Below are 541 nucleotides of genomic sequence, written 5' to 3' on the forward strand. Positions count from 1 at the left end.
TTGCTGCTGAGATCAGACGAAAGCGTGTTCAGAAGCTGCGCGCGTTCTCTAAATGGAAGTGGCACGTTGACGAGGTTTTCGTGAAGGTGAACGGTAAGCGGCACTATCTGTGGCGTGCTGTTGATCACGAAGGCGAGGTGCTGGAAGCCGTTGTCACCAAACGCCGAAACAAGCAGGCTGCACTGAAATTCCTCAGGAAATTGATGAAGCGGCACGGAAAAGCGGAAGACGTCGTCACGGATCGCTTCGCTTCATACAGAGCCGCGCTCAGAGAAATGGGCGTGCTCGAAAAACAACAGACGGGCAGGTGGCTCAATAACTGCGTCGAGAACTCGCACCTGCCTTTCCGACGAAGAGAACGCGCGATGCAGCGTTTCAGGCGCATGCGAAGTTTACAGAAAATCGCCGCCGTCCATTCCTCCGTCTACAACCACTTCAACCAGGAAAGATCGCTCACCAGCCGGGACACTTTCAAGCTGACACGCACCGCCGCTCTTGCCGAGTGGCGTCAACTTTGTTCCGGATAGGTTCGCAGTTTCCG

General features: G+C 55.1%; 1 protein-coding gene. It reads left to right on the forward strand.

The genetic code is table 11. The features are described 5' to 3' along the window. On the forward strand, positions 1-527 hold a 527-nt coding region (locus tag ACR0BD_RS19710; RefSeq protein ID WP_480832982.1), incomplete at its 5' end, for an IS6 family transposase. Positions 528-541: the final 14 nt, after the last annotated feature.

It is taken from the genome of Ruegeria sp. G5 (assembly GCF_056533365.1).